At 48.0% G+C, this 23,394-nt stretch carries 17 protein-coding genes; 5 read left to right on the forward strand and 12 right to left on the reverse strand.

Going from position 1 to position 23,394, the window contains the following annotated elements; all coding sequences use genetic code 11:
* Nucleotides 1–489: 489 nt before the first annotated feature.
* Both QUA80_RS18980 and QUA80_RS18985 read right to left on the reverse strand, forming a co-directional pair.
* Nucleotides 490–2,556, reverse strand: coding sequence for an elongation factor G (locus QUA80_RS18980; RefSeq protein WP_333426661.1), 2,067 nt, complete (start codon nucleotides 2,554–2,556; stop codon nucleotides 490–492).
* A gap of 315 nt (nucleotides 2,557–2,871) precedes the next feature.
* Nucleotides 2,872–4,785, reverse strand: coding sequence for a heavy metal translocating P-type ATPase (locus QUA80_RS18985; RefSeq protein ID WP_333426662.1), 1,914 nt, complete (start codon nucleotides 4,783–4,785; stop codon nucleotides 2,872–2,874).
* A gap of 681 nt (nucleotides 4,786–5,466) precedes the next feature.
* On the opposite strand from QUA80_RS18985, the gene QUA80_RS18990 reads away from it, so the two are divergent.
* A complete protein-coding gene (locus QUA80_RS18990) occupies nucleotides 5,467–6,567 on the forward strand; it encodes a precorrin-8X methylmutase (RefSeq protein WP_333426663.1) in 1,101 nt (366 codons plus the stop codon).
* Nucleotides 6,568–6,977: 410 nt separating this feature from the next.
* Here QUA80_RS18990 and QUA80_RS18995 read toward each other — a convergent pair whose 3' ends face one another.
* The 6 genes from QUA80_RS18995 to QUA80_RS19020 form a co-directional block, all read right to left on the reverse strand.
* Nucleotides 6,978–7,556, reverse strand: coding sequence for an MgtC/SapB family protein (locus QUA80_RS18995; RefSeq protein WP_333426664.1), 579 nt, complete (start codon nucleotides 7,554–7,556; stop codon nucleotides 6,978–6,980).
* 226 nt (nucleotides 7,557–7,782) lie between these two features.
* Nucleotides 7,783–9,900 (reverse strand): DNA-binding protein, encoded by a 2,118-nt coding sequence (locus QUA80_RS19000; protein ID WP_333426665.1) that lies wholly within the window; start codon nucleotides 9,898–9,900, stop codon nucleotides 7,783–7,785.
* 264 nt (nucleotides 9,901–10,164) lie between these two features.
* The gene (locus QUA80_RS19005; RefSeq protein ID WP_333426666.1) at nucleotides 10,165–11,931 is read right to left on the reverse strand and encodes a ribonuclease III domain-containing protein; all 1,767 of its coding nucleotides are present in this window, start codon (nucleotides 11,929–11,931) and stop codon (nucleotides 10,165–10,167) included.
* A 352-nt stretch (nucleotides 11,932–12,283) separates the two neighbouring features.
* On the reverse strand, nucleotides 12,284–12,976 hold the full coding sequence (locus QUA80_RS19010) for a hypothetical protein (RefSeq protein ID WP_333426667.1): 693 nt from the start codon (nucleotides 12,974–12,976) through the stop codon (nucleotides 12,284–12,286).
* Between the two features lie 191 nt (nucleotides 12,977–13,167).
* The gene (locus QUA80_RS19015; protein WP_333426668.1) at nucleotides 13,168–13,953 is read right to left on the reverse strand and encodes a PP2C family serine/threonine-protein phosphatase; all 786 of its coding nucleotides are present in this window, start codon (nucleotides 13,951–13,953) and stop codon (nucleotides 13,168–13,170) included.
* Nucleotides 13,954–14,129: 176 nt separating this feature from the next.
* Nucleotides 14,130–14,792, reverse strand: a complete 663-nt coding sequence (locus QUA80_RS19020; protein WP_333236160.1) for a VWA domain-containing protein — start codon at nucleotides 14,790–14,792, stop codon at nucleotides 14,130–14,132.
* Nucleotides 14,793–15,038: 246 nt separating this feature from the next.
* On the opposite strand from QUA80_RS19020, the gene QUA80_RS19025 reads away from it, so the two are divergent.
* A complete protein-coding gene (locus QUA80_RS19025) occupies nucleotides 15,039–15,641 on the forward strand; it encodes a Uma2 family endonuclease (protein WP_333426669.1) in 603 nt (200 codons plus the stop codon).
* Between the two features lie 56 nt (nucleotides 15,642–15,697).
* The gene (locus QUA80_RS19030) at nucleotides 15,698–15,937 is read left to right on the forward strand and encodes a DUF6737 family protein (protein WP_333426670.1); all 240 of its coding nucleotides are present in this window, start codon (nucleotides 15,698–15,700) and stop codon (nucleotides 15,935–15,937) included.
* A gap of 57 nt (nucleotides 15,938–15,994) precedes the next feature.
* Here QUA80_RS19030 and carB read toward each other — a convergent pair whose 3' ends face one another.
* The 4 genes from carB to QUA80_RS19050 form a co-directional block, all read right to left on the reverse strand.
* Nucleotides 15,995–19,306 (reverse strand): carbamoyl-phosphate synthase large subunit, encoded by a 3,312-nt coding sequence (gene carB / locus QUA80_RS19035; protein WP_333426671.1) that lies wholly within the window; start codon nucleotides 19,304–19,306, stop codon nucleotides 15,995–15,997.
* 306 nt (nucleotides 19,307–19,612) lie between these two features.
* Entirely contained in the window at nucleotides 19,613–19,789 is a 177-nt protein-coding gene (locus QUA80_RS19040; RefSeq protein WP_333426672.1) for a hypothetical protein, read from the reverse strand.
* Nucleotides 19,790–19,907: 118 nt separating this feature from the next.
* Nucleotides 19,908–20,747 carry a glycosyltransferase gene (locus QUA80_RS19045; protein ID WP_333426673.1) on the reverse strand — a complete coding sequence of 280 codons (840 nt, stop codon included), beginning with the start codon at nucleotides 20,745–20,747 and terminating at the stop codon, nucleotides 19,908–19,910.
* Nucleotides 20,748–20,940: 193 nt separating this feature from the next.
* Entirely contained in the window at nucleotides 20,941–21,414 is a 474-nt protein-coding gene (locus QUA80_RS19050) for a hypothetical protein (protein WP_333426674.1), read from the reverse strand.
* Nucleotides 21,415–21,806: 392 nt separating this feature from the next.
* Here QUA80_RS19050 and QUA80_RS19055 point away from each other — a divergent pair, with 392 nt between their 5' ends.
* Nucleotides 21,807–22,064, forward strand: coding sequence for a hypothetical protein (locus tag QUA80_RS19055; RefSeq protein WP_333070949.1), 258 nt, complete (start codon nucleotides 21,807–21,809; stop codon nucleotides 22,062–22,064).
* Nucleotides 22,057–23,280: a murein transglycosylase A gene (locus QUA80_RS19060; RefSeq protein WP_333426675.1), complete on the forward strand. Its 1,224-nt coding sequence runs from the start codon at nucleotides 22,057–22,059 to the stop codon at nucleotides 23,278–23,280. Before QUA80_RS19055 ends, QUA80_RS19060 begins: the two co-directional genes overlap by 8 nt.
* Nucleotides 23,281–23,394: the final 114 nt, after the last annotated feature.

The following is a 23,394-nucleotide window of genomic DNA, read 5'->3' on the forward strand; positions in this document are numbered from 1 at the left end:
ACTCACCCTTGTCTCGGGTGATTCACTTTTACCCCCTCAATCCGACTATGTGCCAGTTTGGGGTGCGGAATGTGGGCTTAAATTATAATCGAATTTTAACCACAAAAAACATGAGCCAACTTTGGTAATATCTCAACCAGCATCCATCCCAAACCCAACGGCTGTAGGGTATGGACTGCGACCAACGGCTCTCCTGAGTTTATGGTGTAAAATGTACCTACTAATAAATTTACCGTTATGAGCTTCCATCTAGACTATTTATTAGCCTTGCCTGGAGTCATATTATGTCCGGTCGATTACCCCTAATACGGTAGGGACTCCCCTCGCGAAAAATATCTGCCAACAATCTCCAATCTCAAAAACCCGCCCTTTTAATCGCGGTCACTCGATCGGACATGATATAAATGGGAATTGAACCCAATAAACTTTAATTGCAACTCGTACAAAAACCCGGTTTCTTCAAGAAACCGGGTTTTTTAAGACAATTACCTAACTTTTACCGTTGCCGTTTCCATTTCCGTTAGTCGTTAGCAAAACCCGCTTAGCTAAAGGTTCCGGCACTTCTTGCAGTCGATCGAACTCCCAATTAAAAAATCCTACTCCCATTGTCTGCGATCGCAATTCTACGATCAAATTCTGCATTTCTGCGATCGGCAAATAAGCAGAAACAGCATCCCATCCCTTCCAGTCTTGTTTACCTTCGTAGCCGAGAATTTGGCCGCGGTGTCCGCTGACCAACTGCAACACCTTTGATGTACACTCGTTCGGAGCGCAAATTTCAACTTTGGCGATCGGTTCGAGCAATGCCGGTTCGCACTTGGTCATTCCCTCCTGCATCGCCAAACGCGCCGCTTGCTTGAAAGCTTGTTCGGAACTGTCCACAGAATGGTAGGAACCGTTCGTCAGCGTTACCGCTACGTCTACCACGGGGAAACCCAGCGGGCCGCGATCCAAATACTCGCGCACTCCCACTTCCACGCCGGGAATGTACTGTTTTGGGACGACTCCGCCGACTATTTTGTCGCTAAAGCTGAAACCTTCTCCGCGAGGCTGCGGTTGAATGTCGAGGTACACGTCGCCAAACTGTCCGTGTCCGCCGCTTTGGTGTTTGTAGCGCCCGTGGATGGAAGATGCTGGTTTGCGGATGGTTTCTTTGTACGGCACTTGCGGTAAGTGAGTGACCATCGGCAAGTTATACTTGCGGCGCAACCTGTCTAAGGCTACTTTCAGGTGGATTTCGCCTTGACCCCAAAGTATAATTTCGTGAGTGTCGCCGTGCTGTTCCCAGACTAAAGATGGGTCTTCTTCTAGCAATTTAGCTAAAGCCGAGCTCAGCTTAACTTCATCGTTGCGCTTTTCTGGGACGATCGCCAGTGCGTAGACAGGCGGGATGATTTCGGCTTTTGGCAATTCTTCCGATCGGTCTTGCGCCAGCGTATCGCCTGTTTTCACGCCTTCTAGCCTTCCCAAAGCCACAATTTCCCCGGCGCTGGCGGATTGCAAACTTTGGGTTTGCTGGCCGGTCAAGCGGTACAAACCGTTAACTCGAACGCCGTTTAAAATTGCTCCGTCTGTCAGCGTTCCCCGCCATATTCTCACTAACGATATTTTGCCTCCCTGTTGCGTGTAATAGGTTTTGAGGCTTTGAGCGAGAACCTTGTTTCCACTTTGTATAAGTACGCGGCGATCGGCTGTAGTTTCCGGTGTCGGCGCTTCCCTCAGCAAAGCTTCCAGCAGAGGCCGCACGCCGAAATCTTGTTCGGCGATGCCGATGAATACTGGCACAATTAAATCTGCGCCTAATTCCATCTTTAAATCGCGGGTAATTTCTTCGGCGTCGGGATTGATTTCTTCGAGCAATTCTTCGAGTAAATGGTCGTCAAAATTCGCCAATTCTTCGAGCATTTGCTGCCGCGCTGCGCTTTCTTGTGCTTTGAGGTGTTCTGGAAGCGGGACGGGATCTGCGGCGGCGCCCGGATGGTAGTGGTAAGCTTGTTCGGTTACTAAGTCGATAAAACCGATGATTTGTTCGTTTTTGCCGATCGGATATTGGTGAGGTACAATTGGTCTGCTGGAAACGGATTTGAGGGCGTCGAGCACGTCGGTGAAGTTGCTGCCGCAAGTAGTTTCGTCTGTGCAAGCGCGATCGATCTTGTTGATGAAAACTAGGTGGGGAATTTCCCAATCGTCGAGGAATTTAAACAGGGGTGCGAGGGTTAAAGTGCGATCGGCAACGGGTTCGCAAACAATGACTGCTGCATCGACACCGATAAGTGCATTGTAAGTTTCTTGGACAAATTCTACCGATCCCGGACAGTCGAGAAATGTGAAGCGGACGCCTTCATATTCAGCGGTGGCGGCGTTTATTTCTACGCTCATTTGGCGATCGCGCGCTTCCGGCGAACTATCACCTATTGTGTTGCCATCTTTGACATTTCCTTTGCGGGTAATTGTCCCTGTCACCGACAGCAAACTTTCGAGGAGTGCGGTTTTACCGCTTAAATAAGGGCCAACAATTGCAACGTTCCGCGCGGCCCCAAGGACTTTTTCGTTCATAATAGCCTCCAACAGAAAACTTGTTTTCCATTGCTCTTGGTGCAATCAGTTCAATACCATTTTCTAGACTTTTTCTAGGTTAATTTTTATTGCATTTTCGAGCAACTTCTGGTTTTGGTATGATTTAATACTTTTGACGCTAGCGTATTTTGAGTAACGCAAACACAAATTGTAGTTTTTCTTAATATTTTTATTTTTTAACCGCAGATGAAGGCAGATTAACGCGGATGAACGCAGATAAGACTCTCGTTCCCAGGAAGAGCCTGAGAACGCATTTCACTCTTGCTCTGCTTCGATTTTAGCGGTTTTTGGTGTCTAATTTCTCAGGAGGCGCAAACCGCTTAAGGTTACTATTACTGTAGAGCCTTCGTGACCGATGACGCCGAAAGGCATGGTGATATTTCCGAAAAAATTAGCCGCCAATAACAGGACAATGCAACTGAGTGCAAAAACAATGTTTTGTTTGACAACATTTTGAGCGCGGCGGCCCAAACTAATTGCTTTAGCTAGTTGCTCTAATTTATCTGCCATTAATACGATATCAGCAGTTTCTAAAGCAACATCGCTGCCGGAAATTCCCATCGCAATGCCCACGGAAGCTTGAGCGAGGGCGGGGGCGTCGTTGATGCCGTCTCCCACCATTGCTACAGTTTGATACTGGGTTTGCAGTTGTTTAATTGCCTGCACTTTGTCTTCTGGCAAAAGTTCGGCGTACACTTCATTGATGCCTAGTTGGCGGGCGATGTGTTGAGCTGTTTGCTCGTTGTCGCCGGTTAGCATAATTATATGTTCTACGCCTAATTTTTGCAAGCGTTTTACCGTTGCTGCTGCTTCGGGGCGGAGGGTATCTGCTACTGCAATGATTCCTAAAAGTTGCTCGCCTTTTGCCACCCAAACAACGGTTTTACCTTCGGCTTGCAACTGCTGGCTGATTTGAGTCAATTCGGAAGTTGCTTCGACAAAATCGGCTTTACCAATGGCAATAATTTGATTGTTGACTTTGCCGATAATTCCTTGACCGATTTTTGCTTGTACGTCGGTAGCGGTTGACAATTGTAACTGTTGCTGCTGGGCGGCACTGACAATTGAAGAGGCGATCGCGTGTTCGGAATGAGCTTCTAGGGCGGCAGCCAATTGCAGAACTTCTGTTTCAGTATATCCGATGGCTGGTACAATTTGGATAACTTCGGGTTTTCCGGTGGTGAGAGTTCCGGTTTTGTCAAAGGCGATCGCCCTGACTTTACCAATCATCTCTAATTGCGCCCCGCTTTTAAACAAAATCCCCTGTCTCGCCCCGTTAGCAATTCCCGAAAGCAGCGCCGGCATAATCGAAGCCATCAGGGCGCAGGGGGATGCGACTACTAGGAAAATCAGCGCCCGATAGATTGTCTCTTCCCAATTCCAGCCCAAAATAAAGGGCGGCAAAGTTGCGAGAAGCAAGCCTAAAGCGACAATTAATTTGGCATAACCGCGCTCGAATTTTTCCACAAACATTTGAGAAGGCGGCGCTGCTGTTTGCGCTTCTTGAACCAGCCGAATCACTCGCTGAATTAAGCTGCTTTCTGGAGTTTTATGAACTTCGAGTTTCAGCGCCCCGGCACCGTTAATTGTACCTGCATAGACTTCATCGCCGCTGGTTTTTTCCACGGGCATCGATTCGCCGGTAATCGATGCTTGATCGATCGCGCTGCAGCCTTCAATAATTATCGCATCTGTGGGGATGATTTCTCCGGGCTTGACTAAAATGTAATCGCCAATTTCCAATTTGTCGATCGCAACTTCGCGTTCCCCGCCGTACATTACCACCCTAGCAGTATCCGCAGTCAAACTCATCAAACTGCGGATGCTGCGTTCAGTCCGCTGCATAGCATAACCTTCCAGCGCGCCGCTAATTGCAAAGATTAAAATCAGCACCGCGCCGTCAACAATTAAATGATATTCTTGCCGCCACAGCCCCAAACCGGCCGCGCCCAAAGCAGCGACAATCATTAACAAATCTACATCTAATTCGCGTTCTTGAAAAAGCGTAGTTAAGCCTTCGCGGGTGCTGGAATAGCCGCCGATAATATAAGCTGCGGGCAAGATTAATACGGCTACACCCAGCCAGCCGAATTGCAGGGCTAGCGAACCCAAGATTACTAGAATTCCGCACAGGGCGGCAGTCACAGCATCTGGATGTTCTTCGGCGAGGCGCCCGAGGCGAGAAATGGGGAGGGAATTGGGAGTCATTGGGGAAATTTGATTTGGTAGAATGACTCCTTTAGCCTAAACTTTGACATTAGTGTCAATGTCAAGAGTGAAACCAAAATAAATTCAGCATCAACGAGGGGCGAGTTGAGTCCCAGAGTCCGACAGGGATTGAAATCCCTGTCTCATAGCGCAAGTCCTCTCAAAGAGGACTCAAGAGAGTTGAGAATTGAATTTAATGTTTTAGTCGGTTTTAACCGAGATATTGCACCATTCTCAATTAGCCGTAGGGGCGGGTTCGCCAACAGCCTTAAAGCTTGCAAATAGGTTCTATAAACCCGCCCGACCCCACGAAAAATCCTCTTATTGATATTGCTGCAAGATGTCAGTTTTAACCGACTTCTGCTATGAGACGGGGGATTTATTCACTCCTAGGAGTGCGGGTGAATTCCAGAACCAAATATACAATTTCCATATCCTAAAATCCCATCCAATAAGAATAGTTGAGTGCCAGAGTCGGACTGTCCGACAGTCCGACAGGGAATGAATTCCCTGTCTCATAGCGCAAGTCCTCTGGAAGAGGACTGAAGATAGCTGAGAATTGAATTTAATATTTCAGTCGGTTTTAACCGACTTCTGCTATGAGACAGGGAATTTATTCACTCCTGGGACTGCGGGTGAATTCGAGAACCAAATATACAATCCCAAAATTCCCAAAATCCCATGCAACAATACCTGACAATCAAACAACTTACAGAAGCGGTAAAAGGCGCAATTACCCCTCGGATGGTGCGGCACTATCACGCTTTGGGGCTGCTATCTCCGGCCGTGCGATCGACCTCTAACTACAGACTTTACACCCGCAGCGACGTGCAAAGGCTGCAAAGAATAGTCGCACTCAAGCAGCAAGGCTTTCAACTGTCTCACATCCGCAAACTTTTAGAAACAGACGCGGATGCTTCGCCTGACGCGCTGATGGCGACTCTCCAACAGCAATATCTGTCGGTTATTCAGCAAATTGTACGCCTCAGAGAAACGGCTTCAGCCCTCGAAGGATTGCTGGGGCGGGATATTTCTTGTCAAGCGCTGCAAGCGGACGCCCTGGCGCAATTGAGGCTGTTGCAGGCGGAAACTGAGGGGGGGTTGGATGAGTTGGAACAACTTTGGGAGGGTTGGGATGCGGGGGCGCACACTCACCCGGAGGATTTTGGGGAATCGTTGCAGCTTTTGTTGCCGGATTTGGGCGATCGCTCGGAAATTGAGGTAGACTTGCTTTCTAAACTGGTGTTAGCTTGCGGAGATTGTTCGCTGCTGCCGTTTGTGAAGTTGAGCGAAACGGCGATTAAATCGGCGCGGGATGCTTTGAAAAATCAGTGTCAAATTGTGGCTGATGTACCGCCTGTTTTTGCGGCTTTGGATGGGACAAGATTGGCACATTTGGGAACAAGTATTGCAACTTTAATTGACGATCCGCACATCAATGCTGCGGCGGAAGCAGAACAGGAATTCTGGCAGCAGCGTGAGTGGTTTGATAAGTTGTTGAAACTGGAAAAAGGATGTATATTGGCGATCGGATATGCGCCGTCTGTGCTGATGGCGGTTTGCGAGGCGATCGAGTGCGGGCAACTGCAACCGGCTTTGGTAGTTGGAATGCCGATCGGTTTTAGTCATTCTCCGGTGGCTAAACGGCGCTTAGTGCGATCGGGCGTTGATTATATTACAACTGTGGGAACTTTTGGCGGCGGATTGTTGGCGGCGGTTGCTTTGAATGCTTTGGTTGATTCTTTGATTGAAAAGCCCAACTGTCACTGTCATCTCAAGTAAAAATAGGCTTGAGAAAAGCGTACAACTCAAATTCTCCTGTATCGGGATTTGTTTGATATAGCAATCCTTGCAGGAGTCGTAAATTTTTTACCCCACCCCAACCCTCCCCTTATCAAAGTCCGGGAGTAAGAAATTCACAAATGATGCGAGGATTGCTATAGCGCTATTCGGGCTTGAAACCTCGTTCCAAGTTGACGGTTGTCAGTTGACTGTTGAGTGTTTGGCCATTTGAACAATACCGATGCAACCGAAAACGAGATCGCCCACAAACAAGATTTGGATTCTATTTTAACCTGAAAATTTCGGAGATTCAAGCCACAGCAATTAACCGCCAAAGGTACTCAGCTACTCACCATTGTCTTTGACCGTGGTGAGTATATCTTGTACTTTGTGAAAGGGAAGTTCAGTTATTATGGCTGCCGATCTTGCACTGAGGCTGCATCTTTGACTCGTGTTTTTGGTTGGCTGTTAGCATAAGCACGAATCAAGGCTGACTTCTTAAGCCGCTTGACGCCACTCAAAACCAAGAGTGCAAACAGGGTTCCTATCAAACTCATCACCCACAAACCGCAGCCTGCCGCTGCACCTAATCCGGCCGCCAACCAAATAGTTGCGGCGGAAGTTAATCCTTTGACTTCGGCTTTACCCACTGGGTATTGAGTTTGTTGCAGAATGATTCCGCCTCCGAGAAAGCCTACCCCTGTGGCAACTCCTTGGATAGTTCGGCTCAAAGCATTGGAAGAGGAAAAGGTGCTGTCGCCATCCATCTGCAAAGGAATCATTACAAATATAGCTGCGCCTAAACTCACGATCGTAAAGGTTCTTAAACCTGCAGGTCTACCTGGCTGCTGGCGGTTCATGCCGATCGCGAAGCCTACCAGTAGTGCAGCCGTCAGCCTGAAGGTTACTGTTTGCCAATCGTTGGGGCTGAAAAAGATAGAACTCAATGCCTGTACTCCTACTAGAACTCGCTGTTGACGTGCACGCATTCCCAGGCGTGGCAGGCTGACTCAACTTAACTCCGGTTAGTCGCTAGACTTACTAGGGAATTAGGTTGATTTTAAGTTAAGACTAAGTTAAATTCAAGTAGAGGTTCAGATCGATGTACGACCCGGAAACGTGAAACGCCCGAACTCCCGCGCTTTGTTCGGGCGCTTGGCTAATAGGTTGCAAAAAAATATCTGCGGTTGCAAATTTATATCGTTGCTTCTTCCTTCACCACTTCCCCAACGCCCCCCAAACAGCACCCGAAAACACCCCCCAAATCGCGCCCAAACCAGCCCCGACGATCGCCCCCGCCACAGGCCCCAACTCCACCGGCACCCCAGCGCTGACAGCCGGAAACATCGCAGACACCACCGCACCCAACACAGCACCGGTGAAAGTCCCCAAAAAACTGCCCCAAATCGCCCCCAAAGCCCCACCTTTCATCCCCGAAGGCTGAAACGAAATCGGCAGCTTCGGCGAAAACCCGCAAAAACCCAACAAACCCCCAGAAACCACACCTCCAACAGAACCCACACCAGCCGCCACAATCGCCACACCCAGCAACAAACTTGAAAACTCGTCCACCGGCCGCATCTGACCGTAATATTGCTGCCAAACCACCAGCCCAGCCCCCAAAAAAACACCTGCCAGAGTTCCCAAAAACGTTCCCCAGACCGCACCCAAATACCCTCCCCGCCGGCCCCACACCCTGCCCACCGGCTGCGCCAGAGGAGGCTGAAAAGCAGCCCAAACACAGCCCCAGACCGCACCAGTCACCGCACCCGACAAAATCGCCTCCCCGATCGCCGGATTGTGATTGATCGCCCCAGATACCGCACCGCCGATCGCCGCTAAGAAAAAAGCCCCCCAAGCCGCCCCCACCAAAACTCCTCCCCACTTCCGCCAAATCTGATTCGGGGACAAAGTAAAAACGCCCCACATCATCCCAAAAAAACAGCCCCAAATCAAACCGACAAAAATCGCCCCCAAAATAGCGCCGCCGCCCTCAGCGATTACCGAAAAAATTCCCGACACCGCCGCCAAACACAAACTCCCCCAAACACCTCCCCAAGCAGCATCCTGAAAAAGGCGTTCAAACTTGCCCGCCGGAACCCGAGGCGCGGGAGTCCGACTCCGAGAAGACATCGGCATCGGCAGCAGCGGTACTGCGTACTGGCCGAGTTGGCGCGGCAGCCCCGTGGCGGTCTGTTGCCGCCGCACTGCGGGCTCCCTCGCGACGGGCGGGGGTTGGGGCTTTTTACGCTTGATTTTCGCTGGCTGCAAGTGCAATCCGTTGCTGACTGCTTGCCGCGAAGGAAACGGATCGCGACCTTTGAGGAGTTTTGCCCGATCGCACCAAGGGCACCGACTCAGATGATTTCCGTATTTATGCTGACTGTTTTTGCTGCAAGTAACTAAAGCATCTTCCGCTTCCCGAATCGCATTCACCCAAGTTTTCGCATCCGGGCGCGCCGCAGGATTGCCGTGCCCTTCCTCAAAACAGCGGACAAACATCTGCCGCAGCCGCGGATGCAGCATCTCAAAAGGAGGCGCAGCCGGCATCGGGCGGTAGGGAATCCGTTTTGTACCTGTGGGGAAATGGCCCGATCGAATTCTCGCTTCCAAAGACGGCGGTTCGCCGCTACCGAGATAAACTCCCGAAAACGGATGCGTACCTTCCATCAGCAATTGAAAAATTAATACAGCTAAACCGAACAAATCGTGCTCTGGAGTTCGATCGATATCGCGGAAAGTCTGCCCCTGCAACTCCGGCGGCGTAAACTCGGGTTTTCCCACCGGACACCGATAAACGTAACCCGTATAAGGATCGCGCACTTGAAACGAATCCGTGTCTACCAGCGTTACCAACGCCGTATCCGTGACGAGAATGTTCGACTCGTTCACGTCGCCGATGACGTAACCCCTGACGTGGAGGGCGTTTACAGCCGAGGCGAGATTTCTGGCGGTACGGTGGAGGTAAAGATAGCTAAATAGCGGTTTTTGTTCGCGCCTGGTTTTGGGAGTGTAGAAAGTGTGTACCGGCATCACTTTGTTGACGCGCGGCATCACAAAGCCGACGATTTTTTCTCGCCCGCCGACAGTATGCAGCAAATCGATCGGCCAAGCAATAGAAGCGTGTCCCGGTTCCGCGATCGGTGCATCCGGCGGCATACTGAACATGACTGTGAGTTTGTCGCCGTCTTCGTCTGTCGGTTTGTGGTAGATTTTTGCTACAAGGGACGAGTCTTGGGCGATCGGGTAGATGCGACCTTCACCCCCGCTGGCGATCGCGCTGTTGCTGTCGATCGCAATCAGTTGTCCGCTAAATTGGCGCTGCAACTGCATAGAATTCCGTTATGGGATAGAGGATTTGGAAGCCATCACTCAATAAACTTGACTTGCACATTAAATCTTACCTTTGTTATGACTTAGGCGCGGGTGCGTCGAAACCGGGTTTTTCACCAAAATAGGCGTTGCAGCCGGCAGATTCGGTAAAAAACCCGGTTTCTTGGGTCGGAGTGCGTCAGCCCTGTTTCCATTAGTGGGATGGGAGTCCCGCCCGTCCATCCATTAGTGGGATGGGCGTCCCGCCCGTCCGCGCTATCCAAATTAAATGTGAACCAGCTTCAAATCCACCGACAATAACAACATTTTATCCTCAATTCTTTGTCTGACGACCGGTGTCACCTGACAATTATCGCTGTTGAGGCATTCCACCAGCAAGTTGTGGGCATAATAATACTGTTTCAGCAATGTTTTCTGTTGGGGGCAGAAATCTAAATTGTAGCCGATCGCGCTTTTGAATTTAGCCATCCAACAGCGACCGCACTCTTCGCGCCACTTTTTCCAGTTTGGCAAATCCGGCATCTGAGTCTGAAATTCTTCCAGCAGTTGTTTGAGTTCTGGTTCAATGTCTAGCCTCAAGATGCCAACTAAGATACCCGCCACATCACCGTCACAGGCCAATTTCAGAGATCCGCTGACCTCGGCAAATTCTACATTTTTTCTAGCGCTTGCCAAAGAATTCCTCAACTTACTAACTTTCGATTTATCAAACTTCAGACTCGGATCGAGAACGCCAGTCAAAGTCAAATCTAGGACGCAAACCAAGGCTAAATAAAAACTGCGAATTTCCGCCGTTTTTAAATTCGTTTTCACTGACTGAGACTTTTGATTGGCCCAGAGTAGCAACTGCTGCAAAGTTTCATTTTTAGCTGCCATACTGTCTATTTTTTGTTGCATCAGCATCAAAAATTCGTCAGCCGGTTGCAAAATGCTGGCCACTCTCAAAAATTCATGTTTCCATTTTTTATCTGTAATCCTGCTGACCAATTCCGGCAGCGATTCTGGGTCTGCACTGTCAATCAGATATTCTGGTTGAGTGTCGGTTTCCTCTACCAGTTCGTCAACTGCGGCTGTGATAAAGTTATCCACCAACCAATCGCGAGTGCGCGAGAAATTGCTCTCCAATTCCAGGTAATGACTGCCTAATTTTGCCTTAAAGTCTTTGGGAAAAATCTTTTTGGCTACTAACATATTTTTCCAGCGAGTTAGCTGGCTGGCGTTGCGTTCGGGAAAGCGGTTGTACAAATAGTCGATCGCGATCGCGTCTAGAATGTCCGCGCCCAGGATTTCCCGCCGTTTGACCTCGTTTCCCGGCACAATTTGCGGCTGCCAAGTTAGATAAAGAGGATCGCTGACTGTTTTTTCAATCAAACGCTGAATCAGCCATTTTCCCGCACGGGAAAAGTCGCGGTCGAACTCTAAGTAAATCGCGCCAAACAACGCCTCAAAAGTCTCGGGCAAAAATCTATTGTACTCGCTTTTGTCTGTCTTTTGACCGCTCCCGACGCGCCAACTAAGTTCGTTCAAGTTCAAAGTTCGCGCAACAGCCGAGAGTTTTTGCTTGTCTGCTAAACTAGCTTTTAAGGTTGAGATAGCATCTGGAGCGAGGTCGGGATATTCGCGGTACAGATAATCGGTAACAACAGCACCAAAAATCGCTCCGCCTAAAAGTGCAAGCCTGTTGTATTTAACTTCTTGCCAAGCGGGACGATCGCACAAACGAGCGGGACAATGGCTGGCATGGGAACCGCGAGTCAAGGCAATTTCCAGCAGTTTGATTTGCTCAAAGCTGCAAATGTCGATCGCTGCTTTGACTGCTTCAATATCTAACTTTTTATTTTTTATTAGTTCTAATTCTTCTTCACATTTTCCCCACTTTTCCAACCAATCACCGCCAGCATCTTCAACATAAAAATCCACAAAATCTACCCCGTAATTCATCCATTCATCCTGCATTTTTCTGGCTGCTTCCAGTTCTTCCCAGACTTTTTGCAAGTTATTTTCAACGGTGTTCGTACCTTGTACTGTCATAGTATTGATTTTGCTGTAATTTGATTTTATTTCCAACAATTTCACCGCCATTAAATCAAATCTCTATTTTATCGATCCCGAGTTGCTAGTTATATGACAAGATTGATTCTTGCGGTAAATATTCCCGTTGCTTAGCTTTCGTATCAAGCACCTGTTGCCGCCGTCTGGCAGACCACTCCCGGAAACAGAAAAGGAGAGGAAGAATCTTCGCGTATCCTTCTCTTTTCCGGAAGCGGGCTGGGGGTTAGGTTTTTGGCATTGTCGAGAATTGTGCAATATGTGAGTTAGTCAAAATTTCTTTTTCACCCAGTTTTTAGCAGTAGAAATATTCTCAGCAGCAGACCTGGTTGATTTACGGGAATTTCAGGTAACGACCTGCGGGCAAATTATCGCTATTATATAATGCAATGTTAACTAGCTGGTTCAGGAAATTTGCATCGTTTCTATCATAACTTAAAAATAATCCTCTGTCAATCCCCCAAGCTTGAAGAGTTTGTTGCCAATTCTGATATTTTTGTTGAGAAAACTCATCCGAAAGAGTAGTGACTTGAATGCAGAGCGGCTGCTGTTGGCGGTTGCTAACGATCGAATCGGTTGCCATAGAAAGATCTGCAACATAGCGATACAAAACAGTTCCTTGGCGTTCGACAATCCGAGCTGCGATCGCGCGAATCACTATATCATCACCTGGATCGAATTTGCCTGCTTTCAGTTTTTGTTTCCAGATAAAAAATTTGCGATCGTTTTCGCTCAGCCATTTAGGAAATAGATAGCTGTACCAGTACCTTTCCCCGGGGGTCATTAACTCAAAAGCGGCTTTTTTTTCTATTTCCGAAGGTAGAGATTGAACTGCCAGCCAAACCTGAGAATCTCGGATAAGCTGTAGCAAAAAAGCCATCACAAATTTTTTAGCCGTTAGCGAACCGGGTTTAACATCTTTCACCCAGCGATTGATTTCATCCAATCTTCTCGCCAAACTCGGATCTATTGGATCTGCTGCGCTAATTAGGGAGTTGAGCTTATCCTTAATCTCTTGTGCTTGCAAACGACGACCTACTGTACAAACTAAACCAGAATTGTTGACACCTCGATTTTATTATAGAACCGCGCCAAATTTTCACCGCTGATTAGGTTGAACGCATTAGACTTGTTGTAAAATTCAGAATCGGAAATTTTTAACCGCAGATCGACGCCGATAGACGCAGATGGGTGTTGGCTTGTGCAAAATGTATATTTTTAATTGTTCTGTCCCTCCGAACTCGAAAAAGTTGCTAACAATAATGTTAAATCATCATCGGTGCGTTCGGAAACGCGGGGCGATCGCAAAAATGACTCTAACTGCTGTTTCGCATCTTCTTCTTCTTTCCACTCGCCCGAAAACCGAAACAAAGGCGCAAAAAACGGCCCGTGCGGCGTGCCTTCCGGGATTTTGAGCGCTAGCATTTGCAAGCCGTCGGAAAAAACTGCCAAGTGCCGCAGTTTTTCCCGCAGTACCTGAAATTGCGCTGTTTCAATTGCATTCGGCGAAATCAAAAAGATAGTTTCGTTGATGTATTCGCCGCAGGGAGGTACAGTCAGGGCGATCGCATTTCCTGCACTGTCACCCGCTACCGCCGCACCGTCGCCGATTTGAGCAACTGCGATTAATTCCGGCGTAGCAACAACCGCAATTAAAGTGCAGGCTAAATCTCTCGCAGCCACTTCCCGCACTGCCGCTTCTGCTTCCACCTGCGCCCGCGCAACTTGCAGTGATGCTGTCAAGAATACCTGCCATTCGCCGTCATTTTGAGGCAGCCTTTCCTGTTGCCGGCAAATCGTTTCGACAACCGCTTCCACAGCAATTTTTGCCCCAACTTCTGCGAGTGCTGCCGAACCCGCGCCGTCGGCAACCGCTGCCGCTAAAACACCGTTTGGCAACAGACGCCAGCAGTGAGCATCTTGACAAGGCTGCGATCTTTTTTCGTGGCTGGTACCTATCACCGATGCCGCTACAACTTGCCAATTAAAGGATGAATTCTGCATTAATAACTCTTTAATTCAAAACTTCGTAAATTCACAACTATGCAAAGTCAGGACGGGTTTATTTATCCCTAATTACAGCACTTTTCTGGGTTCGTAGGTACTAGCCCTTGTAGGGACACGGCACTGCCCTGTCCCTACAGCACTCTTACTAATGACTAATCACCAATGACTAATGACTAAACAGTTCCCCATCCGGGTGGCGGCAGTGCTACTTGTTCGTCAATTTTTGAGTGAGAAACTCTCTGCATACTAGCCGACAGCCAGATGAACATCTCTCTAAAGTCTAATCCTCTCAATTTTACAGGGGTGCGCTCGACAATTTGCGCGAGACGGGCGATATTAGCACCTTCCACTCCGACTGCAAAAAATGCCACGCGCTTGTTAGTTTCTTCCTCTTTAATCCGCTGTGCTGCTATTTCCACAACATCGTCTGATTCGCCTTGAGGTTCGCCGTCGGTAATCATAAATACCCACGGGCGGTAGTAGGTAATGCCGTTGTTGCGGTATTCGGATTTGCGGGCCGCAATGGTATCTAATGCTAGCTGAATGCCTGCGCCCATGTGGGTTTGTCCTTGAGCTGTCAGCAGCGGCGTCTCGAACTGGTCGGCGGTTACGAAGTCTTGCACGACTTTGATATGATTGTCAAATGAAATAATCGCGACTTCTACTCGTTTTTTAGCTAGTTCGTCTTTAATTAGGTCAGCCCTAAAGGTTTCTAGCCCCTCATTCAAGGCATCTATAGGTGCGCCTTGCATGGAGCCGGAGGTGTCCAGCAGGAGGACGCAGGGACAGCGCGGCTCTGGGTTTTCGGCAAATTCTACGGCTTCGTCTAGTCTCATGGTTCGGGGTTGACCTGGGAGTGGCTTGATTTCTAGGTTTGTTACTTTCTACCCTAGCAAGTAGGTGACATATTTAACTCAATCTGCCCGCTGGCGATCGCATTTTACCATTTACCTGAATCGATTTGAGATTTTTAATTGTAGATTGTAGATTTTAGAATTGGATGTCTGCGGTCAAAACAACAAATTCATTCCTGCCTGTGGTACTATAGACTAATAGTATTACTGCAAAGTAAGGATAATCTTATGATTGCAACAGTAACGCAAAAATTAACCTTTGACCAATTCCTTGTAGAATGTCCAGAAGATGGACTCTATGAACTGGTCAACGGAGAAATTGTAGAGAAGAATGCCACAAGAAATCATGACGATGTTGCTAATTTCATGTTATTTGGCTTCAATGATGAAATCCGGCGACTAAAGTTGAATTATGTAGTCAACACTACAGCCGTTATCAGAACTGTAACTAAAACCGGAATCGAACAAGGGCGGAGACCGGATGTTAGCGTAATCGATCGCGATTTGTGGCGGTCGAACCGTTCTGCTTATGCTGCATTGCGGGAACCAATTCAACTGGCAGTGGAAGTAACATCAACAAATTGGGAGGACGATTATACAGACAAATTGGACGAATACCGGCGTCTCGGAGTTCCTGAGTATTGGATTGTCGATTATTTAGCAATTGACAGTAGGGAATTTCTGGGAAACCCCAAAGTTCCCACTGTATTTGTTCACCTTTTGGATGGAGAGGGCAACTATCAAAGAAGCGCGTTTAAGGGCAGCGAACGAATTGTGTCGCGGACTTTTCCCGAATTAACGCTGACAGCAGAAGAGGTGATGAATGTTTAACTTCGATTAATCCAGCTAGCCAGACTATTATCTATAAAAAATTACTGAAAATAAATATGAAATCTGTTTCTGAAAAAAAAGCTCTTAGTCCTTGGAATTACAAACCTTGGTGGTGTCAGCCTTGGTCTATTCTTTTGACAGGCACGAGTCTGATTGCGGGTAGTTGGTTTTTGTTTAAAACTGTTTGGATAACTGTTTTAGTCGCGATTCCTTTATTGGCTTGGATGGGTTTTTTCTTGTTAGTTTGGCCGAGGTTGATGCTGTCTAGCGGAGTTTTGGACTCCGATGCAGATTAGGTTTTGGTGGCGCGCGGCGCGCACCCTACGTTGTGGGTAAGGTGCGCGGCGCGAACCCTAGGTTTGCGGGTAATAATCTTGAATTGCTTTTACTTCCATCGGGTGCGATTTGAGCGATCGAATTCCCGCTGCTGTCGCTTTGGCACCGGCTATTGTGGTAATAATCGGGATTTTGTAAGTCAAAGCTGTGCGGCGGATAAAGATGCCGTCGGCCCGGGATTCTTCGCCGGAAGGTGTGGTGATAATTAGTTGAATTTTCTCATTCTTGATCGAATCCAACAAATTCGGCCGCCCTTCGTGCAGTTTCAATTCCAAATCTACCTGTAAACCTTCCTCTCGCAAGACTTTGCGTGTTCCGTGGGTGGCGACTACACTAAAACCCAGTTCCAAGAATTCCTTGACAACCGGTATAACTGCTAGTTTATCGCGATCGCGCATCGAAACCAGCACTGTTCCCGACAGCGGCATCATTTGTCCAGCGCCGAGTTGAGCTTTGGCAAATGCTTTACCAAAGTCTGTGTCAATCCCCATTACTTCGCCGGTCGATCGCATTTCTGGCCCCAACAAAGTATCAGTTCCCGGGAACTTAGCAAACGGCAATACCGCCTCTTTCACTGAAACATGAGTGGGTACAATCTCTTTAGTAAAACCCAAAGCTTCTAGAGTTTTGCCGGACATGACTCGCGACGCAATTTTTGCTAGGGGAACTCCGATAGCCTTCGATACAAAAGGCACTGTTCGAGACGCCCGCGGGTTAGCTTCCAAAATGAAAACTTGTTCCCCTTGAACGGCAAATTGAATGTTCATCAACCCGATCACTTTTAGGGCTTTTGCTAGTTCCACTGTCTGGCGGCGAATAGTTTCTAAAGCTGCATCCGAAAGCGTTTGGTAAGGGATAGAACAAGCAGAGTCGCCGGAGTGGATTCCCGCTTCTTCGATGTGCTCCATAATACCGCCGATCGTCACATTCCCAGCAGCATCGGCGATCGCATCTACATCCACCTCGATCGCATTCTCCAAAAACTTATCAATTAAAATCGGATGATCGGGTTCTACTAGCACGGCATAGGTCATGTAACGTTCCAATTCAGTATCGGAATAAACAATTTCCATGGCTCGCCCGCCCAATACGTAACTCGGTCGCACCACTACCGGATAACCGATCCGTTGAGCTACTATTAAAGCATCCTCAAAACTGCGGGCCAAACCGTTAGCGGCTTGCTGAATATCCAATTCCCGCAGAATCTTTTCAAATCGCTCCCTGTCTTCAGCAGTATCAATGGAATCCGGCGAAGTTCCCCAGATTTTTGTTTGTACGTCGGGATGATTTTCCAGTGCTTTTTGTAAAGTAACCGCTAATTTCAGCGGTGTTTGGCCGCCAAACTGAATTATTATTCCCTCTGGATTTTCTGCTTCGATAATGTTGAGAACATCTTCTTTTGTTAGCGGTTCAAAATACAGGCGATCGCTAGTATCATAATCCGTCGAAACCGTCTCGGGGTTCGAGTTGACCATAATTGTCTCAAAGCCGTCTTCTCCTAGGGAATAGGAAGCGTGACAGCAGCAGTAATCAAACTCAATTCCCTGTCCGATCCGGTTCGGCCCGCCACCTAAAATCATCACTTTTCGTTTGCTAGAAGGCAAAACTTCCGACTCCGGCGCGAGACTGTGGCCCACAGGCGAAACTTTCTTTTCTTCATCGCCCAAGTCCCAAATTGCAGCTCCCGCTTCGTAGGTGGAATAATAATACGGTGTAAACGCTTCAAATTCAGCGGCACAGGTATCGACTGTTTTGTAAATCGGGATTACGCCTAACTGTTTGCGGTAAGCGCGGACTTCATCTTCCGAGGTTTTAGTGGCGTAAGCAATTTGGCGATCGCTAAATCCCAACTGCTTTACTTCAAACATTGCCTCTTTTGTCAACTCTTCCAGTGGCGTCCGTTTCAAGAACTTCTCAGTTTCCAGCAATTCCTGCATTTTATCCAAAAACCAAGGGTCGATTGCTGTGAACTCGAAGATATCTTCCACCGACATTCCCATCATCATCGCGTGGCGAACAGTAAAAATGCGATCGGGATTTGGCGTCCGCAATCCGGCGCGAATTTGTTCCAAACTCGGCAACTTTTCTGGTTTGTCGCAGCCGAAACCCGCGCGGCCGGTTTCCAATCCCCGCAGCGCTTTTTGGAAGGATTCGTTGAAGCTGCGCCCGATCGCCATTACCTCCCCAACAGACTTCATTTGCGTTGTCAGAGTCGGTTCGGAACCGGGGAACTTTTCAAAGGCAAATCGGGGAATTTTCGTCACCACGTAGTCAATTGTCGGCTCAAAAGACGCCGGAGTTTTCTTGGTGATATCGTTGGAAATTTCGTCTAGGGTGTAACCTACCGCTAATTTTGCGGCCATTTTTGCAATAGGGAAACCAGTTGCTTTCGAGGCCAAGGCGGAGGAACGGGAAACCCGAGGGTTCATTTCAATAACGATGAAATCTCCGTTGACAGGATTGACGGCAAATTGAATGTTGGAACCGCCGGTTTCAACTCCGATTTCGCGGATAATTTTCACGGAAGCATCTCGCAGGCGCTGATATTCTTTGTCTGTGAGAGTTTGCGCCGGCGCGACGGTGATAGAATCGCCGGTGTGGACGCCCATCGGGTCGAGATTTTCGATCGAACAAATAATCACCACATTATCTGCCAAATCCCGCATCACTTCCAGTTCGTACTCTTTCCAACCAATCAAAGATTGTTCGATCAAAATTTGCGATACCGGACTGGCGTCAATCCCGCTTTGTGCCATTTCTTCAAACTCTTCTTGATTGTAAGAAATGCCGCCTCCCGTCCCACCCATTGTAAAAGCAGGACGAATAATTAAGGGATAACTGCCGATTTGGTGACCGATTGCTTTGGCTTCGTCGAGATTGTTGGCAATTCCAGAAGGGCAAACGGCGACTCCAATTCGCGCCATCGCTTCTTTAAATAACAGCCGATCTTCTGCCATTTCAATTGCTGGCAACTTAGCGCCAATCAACTCGACGTTGTACTTTTCCAGAATGCCATTTTTAGCGACGGCAACTGCTAAATTTAGCGCCGTTTGACCGCCCATCGTCGGTAAAATTGCTTGAGGCTTTTCTTTGGCGATGATTTGTTCGAGGATTGCCGGCGTTAAAGGTTCGATGTAAATGCGATCGGCAGTTTCCGGATCGGTCATAATTGTTGCAGGGTTGGAATTCACCAACACTACTTCAAAGCCTTCTTCTCGCAAAGCTTTGCAAGCTTGCGTCCCCGAATAGTCAAACTCGCACGCTTGGCCGATAACAATTGGACCGGAACCAATGAGAAGAATCTTTTTTAAGTCTTGACGACGGGGCATAGGTTCGTAATTGGTAATTGGACAAGATTAACGATTAATTTGACATTTTGCACCAATTTCCACAAGCCGGAGGCTGAAACCTCGCAACTTTCGCAGCTAGGGGAAGCCCCCCCGCGAAGAGTTCGATCGAAAAATGGTGAAAGATATCATCAAGTCCAAACTATTTTAATTGTTGTTGGTAATATCGTGTTGTATAATACAAATCCGCTGCTAAAGTGCTGCCAGCGTTCCGTCGCTGCTGGCTTAACCCGAGGTACAAGGCTTCTGAGTCGATCGCACCGCCTGTTCTACCCCAGATAAATTTTTTTATGGCGAAACAGGCAGAATTGCTGTTCCACCACCACAGGAATTACGCAGAAACCGGGTTTTTTCATCAAAATACTGCGGAAACACGCAAGATGCCTGTTCCACCAAAAATGAATGTGCTTGAGGGGCGGCGGCTGATGTCCGCCGCCCCTCAAGCAAAGATTGGGAAATAGGCATCCTGCCTCAAGTTACAGCAGTTGCAAAAAAGAATGCAACTCCAGGGGCGCGATCCAAACCCCGATAGTCCTCACTAATTCGCAATTCTTTAATCTTTAATCTTTAATCTAAAACAGTATTACCTTTGTCTCTTTTTTAGGTAGCTCTTAATTTTTGTTGTCGGTTCCATCAGCCACGGCTCCCATCTTTTGTATTTTGCCTTTAACCGAGAAAGCCAATCGGAATTATTTTTAATTGGGCGCAGTTCGTCCTTAAACGGTGTCTGAGACAACATCTCCAGCCATAATTTATTAGGGTGCGGGCTTTCCCAAGGTTTCGGACTGGATATAAAGTGCATCACTCTAGTTGACATATCATCCGTATCGTGGTTGTTCCAGATCTGCTCCAATCGCTTCCACCTTCCCGCTAAAACCGAATTAGATGTCCCCTGGTCGCAATCGCACCAAAGGTTGACCCGAGCGTTTTCAAGCATTTTTTCAGAAAGTTTTTCTTCTTCCCAAAGCTTTAGATTGAAAACTAACAGACCCGCATTGAAATAAGGGTTTTTATCTGCCGGGTTGTTCGGATTTCCCCAGACATTGAGCGCGGCAGCTACGGGCATTCCTTCAAAGTCTAAGTTCCACAGTGGCTCTAAACTGCCCAAAACGATCATGTCGCTGTCGAGCCAAATCAGCCTGTCTTTGGCTTTTGTGTATTTCTCCGGTTCCAATCTCGCGTAAGTGAGCTTAGAACCCGACAGGGACAGCAATCCCCCGTAATTCGGTTTAACTTCTTCCCATTCAATCTCGTATTTGCAGCACTTCTGCAACTTTTCCTTTTGCTGTGTATTTATACCTGTTGATACCACAGTAATATTGACAGGCAAATTCGGATCTTCTGTAACATTGAGTTCTATGGATTTCAGCAGCGCTGCTATCCCCAAAATGTAATTTTGATCGCCAATAATGGATAGGTTCATTCCACTCATTGATGAAGGTTTATATAAAATAACCCTAGCATAATTTTTTCTTAAATCAACCCCGATCGCAAGTTGATAGAACTTGTGCAGAAACCGAGTTTCTGCACAAGTTCTACAACTTAATTATGCGACGGCTCAAAGGGCGCGGATCGCCCCCTCGAATTGGATGTGACTTTATTCAACAGCCAAATTCTTAGGCTTTTGGCTGACGGCGGCGAATGAGTGCGCTGACAACTTGTCCCGGCTTGGCACCTCGCTGCGGCGGACTCCAATCCCCGACGGCGGCAAATCCCAGTCGGTACAAGGTGTGGACGGTTTCTAACACGGCCTTGCGGGAACCGACAACCGTTATCCGCACGACTTCCTGTTCCGATACTGCTGAGGTGTCATTTGGACGCGCGGATAATTTATCGTCAGGTACGAATTCCTGTGACATAATACGATCTCCTGGTTTTTGGTTTTCTAGGAAAACCCAAAAACCCAGCCGCCCCGCACGGTAACACAGAGCAGGGCGGCTACAGAGAGTGTTAGAATTCTCCTTTAGCCTCCAGACTGCTGTACTCAGTTTGGCGGTTAGCTGTCCATTGCTGTTGGTAGCAGCTTTGGGCGAAGCGAAGGGAGTGCAACTAGATTTTTGAGCGACGCGGGCTGCTTCCTCTTTGAGCAAACCAGCCTTAATTCCACAGCGCAGCCGCAGATGGGGGCCGCTGTCAATCGATTGAAGAATTGAAGAATTGAAGAATTGAAGAATTGAGATTTTCCTGCAACAACTCTCCGGTCTCTCCCACCCTCCCCTTCTCCCAGTCTCCCCGTCTCCCAGTCTCCCGTCTCCCCCTCTCTCCCTCTCCCCCTCCCTCAACCCAACCTACTAGATGAGGGAATGCGCCGAGGAAGATGTAAAATATGGAATCGTTCCAAAAGCTTAAAATCAAAAATCAAAAATCAAGATATGCCTAGAACTCAAGTGCAAATATTCCGCGCACCTGCTGCTTGAGAGCAACCACATCTATTTTAGATTTGAGATTTTAGATTGTCCTCCAACAACTCTCCCCATCTCCTATGCCTAGAACACCCAGCGAATATTCCGTACACCTGCTGCTTGATGGCGGCCACCGCGAAGAAGTACGTTTCGCAACGCTGCAAGATTTTCAAAAGTGGTACAGCAGTACGCTGGTGCCGAAACAAGATTCAAGAGAATTTCTTAACGTCCCGATCAAAAATATTCAAGGCGAATACATGGTAGTTCGGCCTACCAGCGTTCTCGCAATTCGCGTAGAACCGATATTTACTTCTAGCGTCGAGCGATACGATGAATAAGGAAAATAATCAATTCAGTAGGGAAGATTGGAAATTGAGCAAGATTTTTCGCTATCAGCTATTGGGGGTCGCCTGTTGCGTTTTGGCGATCGCTTTTTCGGTGCCCGCGGTCGCAGCCCGGCCGCTGCAACCAATTAGTATAAATCAACTGCAAGCAGGCGAATCGGAGAATTTTGCCTTTGACTCTCAAATCTGGGGCGAAAATGGCAAACCGGGTGATAAACAATTGCTGTTAAAGTCGATCGACAACAGCCTCCGCTATCTCAATACATCGGCGGCTGCCGCTGCTTACAGCCGCTATCCAGTAGCAGAAGTGACGCGCGATCGAGTTCGGCGTTCCCTCGATCGATTCCGCCAATTAGTTGTCAGTTCCACAAACCCTGCACAACTCCAGGAATCTGTCAAGCGCGAATTTGTATTTTACAAATCCACGGGCAAAGACGGCCAAGGAACAGTTGCATTTACGGGTTATTTCGAGCCGACTTACGCAGCATCTCGCACGCCTAATTCCGAATACCGTTATCCCCTGTACCGGATGCCGCCAAACATGGCATCTTGGCCGAAACCTCATCCGACAAGATTGCAATTAGAAGGCGAAGATGCTTTGCAGGGAAGCAAAGGATTGCTGCGGGGATTGGAATTAGTTTGGTTGCGCGATCGATTCCAAGCATTTCTCGTGCACGTCCAAGGTTCTGCGAGATTGCAGCTAACAGATGGTAGCGTCATGACAGTCGGTTTTGCAGGCAAAACGAGTCACAGTTATACAGGTGTCGGGCGAGAATTAGTTAAAGACGGAAAGTTTACTTTAGAAGAGTTGAATTTGCCGAAATTAAGGGAATATTTCACGAACTTTCCCGCAGATATGAACAAATATTTGCCGAAAAATCAAAGCTTTGTATTTTTCCGGGATAGTAACGGAGTTCCAGCCACAGGAAGCATTGGAGTGCCAGTAACTGCCGAAAGGTCGATCGCCACCGATAAAGCTTTAATGCCCCCCGGCGCACTAGCATTAATTAGTACAAAACTCCCTTATCCGAATGCGGCGGGACAACTCGAACAAAATGCCGTGAATCGTTACGTTTTGGATCAAGATACCGGCGGTGCAATCAAAGGCGCGGGGAGAGTTGACGTATTTATGGGAACGGGGAATTTAGCGGGCGATAGGGCCGGTTATATCAACTCAACAGGAGAATTGTATTATCCGCTTTTAAAGTAGATTAATTCTAATTGATGTGATTGTTTGCTGTGCGCCGAAATCCCGGACACGGCACTGCCGTGTCCCTAAAGATATCGCCGATAATCTATATGCAATCCTCCTGTGGATAATTGC

This window comes from Microcoleus sp. F4-D5 (genome assembly GCF_036704885.1).
Classification (GTDB): Bacteria; Cyanobacteriota; Cyanobacteriia; order Cyanobacteriales; family Microcoleaceae; genus Microcoleus.